Here is a 7,055-nt window from a genome sequence, read left to right on the forward strand (position 1 = left end):
GCCCGCGGCCGCGGGCAGGGCGGCGCCGGAGCCCTCGGCGCCGACCCCGCCGGGGCGTTCAGACGATGACGTGCGGCAGGAAGCGGGCGCCCTGGTGGGTGATCGGCGAGTCGTGGGTCTCCCGGATGCCCAGCCCGGCGGCCTCGCCGTCCACCACCCAGGCGCCGAGCACCGGGCGGTTGCCGTCGAACTCCGGCAGCGGGCACAGCTGCTGGTAGCAGAAGCCCTCGGCGCCGTAGCGGTCCGGATCGCCGGCCCACGCGGGCAGCAGGGTCTCGCCGCCGCCCGGCTCCACGATGCGCACGCCCGCACCCTCCCGGCCGAGCAGCGGCTTCGCCGCGTACCCGGTGGCGGCGAGCTCGCGCGGCCCGTCCAGGTAGGCGGGCAGCAGGTTGGGGTGGCCGGGGAACAGCTCCCACAGCACCGCCAGCAGCGCCTTGTTGGAGAGCAGCATCTTCCACGGCGGCTCGATCCACAGCGTGGAGCCGGTGGAGCCGCCGAGGTCGATCCCGGCGAGCAGCTGCGCCCCGAAGCCGTCCTCGACCAGCCACTCCCACGGGTAGAGCTTGAACGCGGAGCGTATGTAGCGGTGCTCCAGGTCGACGAAGCGCCCGGTCAGCCCGTCCAGGCCGATGTCCTCCATGGCGATGGAGACGGTCCGCAGCCCGGCCTGCTCGGCGGTCTCCTGGAGGTAGAGGGTGGTCATCCAGTCCTCGCCCTCGGTGTCCCCGCGGGAGTGCGCGAAGTGCACCGGGCCGGGCGGCAGCAGTTCCTTCTGCCGCGCCCAGGCGGCGACCAGCCGCTCGTGCAGCGAGTTCCACTGGTCGGCCTCGGGGAAGCGCTCCTCCATCCAGAACCACTGCGGACTGGCCGCCTCGATCAGCGAGGTCGGGGTGTCCGCGTTGTACTCGAAGAGCTTCGCCGGGCCGGTGCCGTCGTACGCGAGGTCGAACCGCCCGTACAGCGAGGGCTGTTCCGCCCGCCGCCGCCAGGACGCGGCGACCACCTCGGCGAGCCGCGGGTCGGTGATGCCGTAGTCCGCGAACCGTCCGGTGCGCACCACGTGGTCGGCCGCCTCCAGGCAGAGCCCGTGGAGCTCCTCGACGACCTCCTCCAGCGCCTCGACCTCGGGCAGCGAGAACTCGTAGTAGGCGCTCTCGTCCCAGTACGCGTACTCCGCACCCGGGACCCGCGGGTCCTCGCAGACGGCGTAGATCAGGCCCTGGCTCTCGACCGCGGCCCGCCAGCCGGGGCGCGGTTCGACGGTGCGGCGGCGCACGGCTCAGCCCCCTCCGGAGCCGGCGTGGCTGCTGCCGGTCGGGCAGCCGAAGCCGCCGCGCTTGGTGGCGGCCCGGTCGAAGGTGCCGCCGGCGGCGGTCACCGAGCCGGACCCGCAGTAGTACCAGCGGCCGGCCGCGGCGGAGCCGCCGTCGCAGGAGTGGTCGTCGAGCACCGCGAGGGTGCCGGGGTCGACGCAGCGCCGCGGAGTGCTGCCGCCGGAGGAGCACCCGGTGAGCGCGAGGGCCAGGGTGCCCACCATGCCGAGGGCCACCGCGCCGGAGCGCCGGCGGCCGGGGACGGGGTCGGTCTGCGTCATGACGGGTGATGGTACTCAGGCGTCCCCGCGGCCCTTCCCATGGGATATCTTTTGCCGGTCCTTGACACTTCGGCGGGGGAGCAGCATGCACGACATCGTCCACGGGCTCGGTGTGGCCGCGGCCTTCGGCGGCGTCGGCCTGGTGCTGCTGCTGCTCGGCGTCGGCCTGGTCGACGTTCTGACGCCCGGCAAGCTGGGCCGGCAGATCTGGCTGGAGCGCAACCGGAACGCCGCCGTGGTGCTCAGCTCCGCGCTGCTCGGGATCGGCGGCATCGTCTTCACCGCGATCATGTACACCTACGACGAGTTCGCCAAGGGCCTGGTCGCCACCGCGGCGTTCGGCCTGCTCGGCCTGGTGCTGATGGCGGTCGCGTTCTGGCTGGTCGACCTGCTGACGCCGGGCCGCCTCGGCGAGGTGCTGGTGGACCCGGAGCCGCACCCGGCGGTCTGGGTGACCGCCGCGTGCAACCTGTCGGTGGCGGCGATCGTGGCCGCCGCGATCGCCTGAGGCCCGGTCAGCCCGCGGCCAGGCGCTCCGTCAGGCGGGCCCTGGCCGCCGGCCACTCGTCGCGCAGCATGGAGAAGTAGACGCTGTCGCGCCAGCTGCCGTCGGGGCGCCGGCGGTGGCGGCGCAGCGTGCCCTCGTAGCGCGCGCCGAGCCGGCGGATGGCGTTCTGCGAGCGCTCGTTGAGGTGGTCGGTCTTCCAGGTCACCCGGCCCATGCCGAGCTCCTCGAAGGCGTGCGTGAGCAGCAGCAGCTTGGCCTCGGTGTTGACCGCGCTGCGCCACACCCGGCGGGCGTACCAGGTGCCGCCGATCTCCAGCAGCTCGTCCTCGGCGCTGAAGTCGAAGTAGCAGGTGACCCCGACGGCCCGGCCGTCGGCGAGGTCGATCACCGCGAACGGGACGCAGCCGCCCTCGGCCAGCCGGCCGTCGATGTGCGCCGCCATCTCCTGCTCGGTGCGCGGGACGTCGTACGGCAGCCAGCGCCAGACCTCCTCGTCGCCGCCGGAGGCGGTGAACAGGTCGGGCACGTGCGCCGGGGTGAGCGGCTCCAGCCGGACACGGCGGCCGGTCAGGACGGTGGGAGCGGGCAGCTTCGCGGTCATGCCGCGACCATAGACCCAGTACGCACTAGGTGCAATTCATATCTGCACTAGTGCAAATATGGGAGGCGGGGTACGCGAAAGGCCCCGCACCGGGGTGCGGGGCCTCGCGGAGTCCTGCGCGAGCGGAGTCCTACAGGAAGGAGTTGATCTGGATCGTCTCGGTGCGGCCGGGGCCGACGCCGATCGCCGAGATCGGCGCGCCGGACATCTCCTCCAGCGCCTTCACGTACGCCTGCGCGTTCTTCGGCAGGTCGGCGAAGGTCTGCGCCTTGCTGATGTCCTCGCTCCAGCCCGGCAGCGTCTCGTAGATCGGCTTGGCGTGGTGGAAGTCGGACTGGTTGTACGGCAGCTCCTCGACCCGGCGGCCGTCGATCTCGTACGCCACGCAGACCGGGATCTGCTCCCAGCCGGTGAGCACGTCGAGCTTGGTGAGGAAGAAGTCGGTGAGGCCGTTGACGCGGGTCGCGTAGCGGGCGATCACCGCGTCGAACCAGCCGCAGCGGCGGTCGCGGCCGGTGGTGACGCCGCGCTCGCCGCCGATCCGGCGCAGCGCGTCGCCGTCGGCGTCCAGCAGCTCGGTCGGGAACGGGCCCGAGCCGACGCGGGTGGTGTACGCCTTGAGGATGCCGATGACCCGGTCGATCTTGGTGGGGCCGATGCCGGCGCCGGTGCAGGCGCCGCCCGAGGTCGGGTTCGACGAGGTCACGAAGGGGTACGTGCCGTGGTCGACGTCCAGCAGGGTGCCCTGGCCGCCCTCCAGCAGGACGACCTTGTTCGCCTTCAGCGCCTGGTCGAGGACCAGGGTGGTGTCGGCGAGGAAGGGGCGGATCTTCTCGGCGTAGCCGAGGTACTCCTGCACGACCAGCTCGGCCGGCATCGCGCGGCGGTTGTAGAGCTTGACCAGGATCTGGTTCTTGTCGTGCAGCGCCGCCTCGATCTTCTGCTGGAGGATCGACTCGTCGAAGAGGTCCTGGACCCGGATGCCCACGCGGTTGATCTTGTCGGCGTAGGCGGGGCCGATGCCGCGGCCGGTCGTGCCGATCTTGCGCTTGCCGAGGAAGCGCTCGGCGACCTTGTCCAGCGTGCGGTGGTACGGCGTGATCAGGTGGGCGTTGCCCGAGATCAGCAGCTTGGAGGTGTCGATGCCGCGGTCGTTCAGGCCGGCCAGCTCGGAGAGCAGCACACCGGGGTCGATCACGACGCCGTTGCCGATCACCGGGGTCACGTTCGGGCTGAGGATGCCGGAAGGCAGCAGGTGCAGGGCATACTTCTGGTCGCCGATGACCACCGTGTGACCGGCGTTGTTGCCGCCCTGGTAGCGGACGACGTAGTCGACGGAGCCGCCGAGGAGGTCCGTCGCCTTCCCCTTGCCCTCGTCTCCCCACTGAGCACCAACGAGCACGAGTGCCGGCACAGGCGTACACCCCTTCCGGTTGGGGCATCCTGCGGAAGGCCGCAGTCTGCCCCGAGATAGACGAAGCCCCTGGCGCAATAGCGCAAGGGGCTCTTGCACCGAGAGATTACCTGAGGAAGGACCGGTCGTGTCGTCCCTGTCCACGCCCGCATCCCGCCCTGACGAGCGCGGCGGAAGGGATCCGCTGCTGGTCCTGGTCGACCCGGCCGCCGGCCGCGCGGACGGCGAGTCCGTCCGGATCGCCCGGGACGTCCTCTGCGGGGGGACGGACGCCAAGGTCGCGCTGCCCGAGAACCAGTCCGAACTCGACCGGGTGCTGTCGCACCGCGGCCGCCGCCGACCGGTCGTGATCGGATGTGATCTTGCCGTGCAGCGAGTGCTCCAGGCCCTCCACCGGCAGCGTGACCTGGGCTCGGACCCGATCGGGGTGGTCCCGGTCGGCCGGCCCCCGGCCGTCGCGGCCTGTCGCTCGCTCGGCCTGCCCGGCGAGCCGGTGGCCGCCGCCCGCACCGTGCTGGGCGGCGCGCCCCGCAAGCTCGACCTGCTGGTGGACGACGGCGGCGGGGTGGTGATCGCCGAGGTGCGGATCGGCGAACGGGTACGGCGGGGCCCGCTGTCCCTGCGTTCGCTATGGGCGAAACTGGCTGCGCCCGACCAGGCGACCGGTTCCGCAGCGGAGGGCTCCCGGCTGAGGGTCGAGGCGGACGGCCGGCTGCTGGCCGACGTCCACGAGCGGATCCGGCTGCTCCGGGTGACCCCGGCGGAGGGCGCCCTGGAGGTGGCCCTCGTCCTGGAGGGCAGGTCCGAGCGGCTGCGGGCCGAGGCGCTCGCCGTCACCGGCCGGGGCTTCGGGTACGCGGCCGACGGCCGGCCCGTCCACCCCGTCCGGCACCGCACCTGGACGGTCCTCCCGGGCGCCTGGTCACTGCTGCTGCCCGCCGGGTGAGCAGGATCACGCCCGCTGCCGCCCGGCGACGCGCCGTCAGCCGCCCGGGGCGCCCGGACAGCGGGCGTGACAAGGGGGTGCGCGCTCCGGCGGAAATGCCGCCGCGGAAATGCGCGCGGATGTAAGGGGTTTTGTCTACGCGCGTTGCCATCGCTTCGGCCAATAAACCGCGACTCCCCTGTTCGGGGTGGCGTACGAAACTGCCCTAGACTCGAAGACGTGCCACGTGGTGACGGACGACTCAACCACGATCTTCTTCCCGGCGAGAAAGGCCCCCAGGACGCATGCGGCGTCTTCGGTGTCTGGGCTCCCGGCGAGGAGGTCGCAAAGCTCACGTACTTCGGCCTCTATGCCCTGCAGCACCGCGGACAGGAATCCGCGGGCATCGCAGTGAGCAACGGCTCCCAGATTCTCGTCTTCAAGGACATGGGACTGGTGTCCCAGGTCTTCGACGAGACCTCCCTGGGGTCGTTGCACGGGCATATCGCCGTCGGACATGCCCGCTACTCGACCACCGGGTCCTCGGTCTGGGAGAACGCCCAGCCGACCTTCCGGGCGACCGTGCACGGTTCGCTGGCCCTCGGCCACAACGGAAACCTGGTCAACACCGCCGAACTCGCGGCGATGGTCGCCGAGCTGCCCGGCGAGGAGCACGTCTCCCGCTCCGGCCGCACGGCTGCCACCAACGACACCGACCTGGTGACCGCCCTGCTGGCCGGCTTCCCGGACCTCTCCATCGAGGAGACCGCGCGGCAGATCCTGCCCAAGGTCAAGGGCGCCTTCTCGCTCGTCTTCATGGACGAGCACACCCTCTACGCCGCCCGCGACCCGCAGGGCATCCGCCCGCTGGTGCTCGGTCGGCTGGAGCGCGGCTGGGTGGTCGCCTCCGAGACGGCGGCGCTCGACATCTGCGGCGCCTCCTTCATCCGCGAGGTCGAGCCCGGCGAGCTCATCGCCATCGACGAGCAGGGCATGCGGACCTCGCGGTTCGCCGAGGCCAAGCCCAAGGGCTGCGTCTTCGAGTACGTCTACCTGGCCCGCCCCGACACCTCCATCGCCGGCCGCAACGTGCACCTCTCCCGCGTGGAGATGGGCCGCAAGCTCGCCGCCGAGGCCCCCGTCGAGGCCGACCTGGTGATAGCGACCCCGGAGTCCGGCACCCCCGCCGCCATCGGCTACGCCGAGGCCAGCGGCATCCCGTACGGCTCCGGCCTGGTGAAGAACGCCTACGTCGGCCGCACCTTCATCCAGCCCAGCCAGACCATCCGGCAGCTCGGCATCCGGCTCAAGCTCAACCCCCTCAAGGAAGTCATCCGGGGCAAGCGCCTGGTCGTGGTGGACGACTCGATCGTCCGCGGCAACACCCAGCGCGCGCTCGTGAAGATGCTCCGCGAGGCCGGCGCGGCCGAGGTGCACATCCGGATCTCCTCCCCGCCGGTCAAGTGGCCGTGCTTCTTCGGCATCGACTTCGCCACCCGCGCGGAGCTGATCGCCAACGGCATGACCATCGACGAGATCGGCCGCACGCTCGGCGCCGACTCGCTCGCCTACATCTCGATCGACGGCATGATCGAGGCGACCGCGCAGCCCAAGGACCGGCTCTGCCGGGCCTGCTTCGACGGCGAGTACCCGATGGAGCTGCCCGACCCGGCGCTGCTCGGCAAGCTGCTCCTGGAGGCCGAGCTCGCCGGCAGCCAGCAGCCGCCGGCCGTGCGCGGCAAGCCGACCAGCGACCTGGACGGCGTCCAGTCCCTGATCGGCGGCCACGGCGGCGCGGACGCCCTGCGACGGCCGTAGGCCCATGCACCACCGGGGGCGCGGGGAACTGCGCGACCGGCCCTCTCCGGAGGCGCCAGGTCGCGGTCCCCGCGCCCCCCACGGTTTCTCCGCCCCCCCCCCAGATCACCCCACCCCCCATTTCCCCAGAGGGCCCCAGCACCTGACCACCCACCAAATCGGCGCCCCCCACGCCCCCCCCGCTGTGGCCAA

7 protein-coding genes are annotated in these 7,055 nt (G+C 72.1%); 3 read left to right on the plus strand and 4 right to left on the minus strand.

Annotated features, from left to right (window positions below):
- Positions 1-58 precede the first annotated feature (58 nt).
- Together ACFV0G_RS31700 and ACFV0G_RS31705 are read right to left on the minus strand one after the other, a co-directional pair.
- Positions 59-1,279 (minus strand): glutathionylspermidine synthase family protein, encoded by a 1,221-nt coding sequence (locus ACFV0G_RS31700; protein WP_380555468.1) that lies wholly within the window; start codon positions 1,277-1,279, stop codon positions 59-61.
- Positions 1,280-1,282: 3 nt separating this feature from the next.
- On the minus strand, positions 1,283-1,597 hold the full coding sequence (locus ACFV0G_RS31705) for a hypothetical protein (protein WP_380555470.1): 315 nt from the start codon (positions 1,595-1,597) through the stop codon (positions 1,283-1,285).
- Positions 1,598-1,682: 85 nt separating this feature from the next.
- Here ACFV0G_RS31705 and ACFV0G_RS31710 point away from each other — a divergent pair, with 85 nt between their 5' ends.
- A complete protein-coding gene (locus ACFV0G_RS31710; protein ID WP_380555472.1) occupies positions 1,683-2,105 on the plus strand; it encodes a DUF350 domain-containing protein in 423 nt (140 codons plus the stop codon).
- Positions 2,106-2,112: 7 nt separating this feature from the next.
- On the opposite strand, the gene ACFV0G_RS31715 is transcribed toward ACFV0G_RS31710, so the two are convergent.
- Both ACFV0G_RS31715 and ACFV0G_RS31720 read right to left on the minus strand, forming a co-directional pair.
- Positions 2,113-2,706, minus strand: coding sequence for a GNAT family N-acetyltransferase (locus tag ACFV0G_RS31715; protein ID WP_380555474.1), 594 nt, complete (start codon positions 2,704-2,706; stop codon positions 2,113-2,115).
- A 130-nt stretch (positions 2,707-2,836) separates the two neighbouring features.
- Positions 2,837-4,120, minus strand: coding sequence for an adenylosuccinate synthase (locus ACFV0G_RS31720; protein ID WP_380555476.1), 1,284 nt, complete (start codon positions 4,118-4,120; stop codon positions 2,837-2,839).
- A gap of 127 nt (positions 4,121-4,247) precedes the next feature.
- On the opposite strand from ACFV0G_RS31720, the gene ACFV0G_RS31725 reads away from it, so the two are divergent.
- Positions 4,248-5,066, plus strand: a complete 819-nt coding sequence (locus ACFV0G_RS31725; protein WP_380555478.1) for a diacylglycerol kinase — start codon at positions 4,248-4,250, stop codon at positions 5,064-5,066.
- Positions 5,067-5,285: 219 nt separating this feature from the next.
- Entirely contained in the window at positions 5,286-6,863 is a 1,578-nt protein-coding gene (purF, locus tag ACFV0G_RS31730; RefSeq protein WP_380555480.1) for an amidophosphoribosyltransferase, read from the plus strand.
- Positions 6,864-7,055: the final 192 nt, after the last annotated feature.

Origin of the sequence: Kitasatospora sp. NPDC059571, from assembly GCF_042735675.1 — a bacterium.
Taxonomy (GTDB): Bacteria; Actinomycetota; Actinomycetes; order Streptomycetales; family Streptomycetaceae; genus Kitasatospora.

What these genes read in the sequence shown, in the direction of transcription:
- ACFV0G_RS31715 (WP_380555474.1), bottom strand. Translation starts at nt 2,706, where the DNA reads ATGACCGCGAAGCTGCCCGCTCCCACCGTCCTGACCGGCCGCCGTGTC.
- ACFV0G_RS31705 (WP_380555470.1), bottom strand. Translation starts at nt 1,597, where the DNA reads ATGACGCAGACCGACCCCGTCCCCGGCCGCCGGCGCTCCGGCGCGGTG.
- ACFV0G_RS31710 (WP_380555472.1), top strand. Translation starts at nt 1,683, where the DNA reads ATGCACGACATCGTCCACGGGCTCGGTGTGGCCGCGGCCTTCGGCGGC.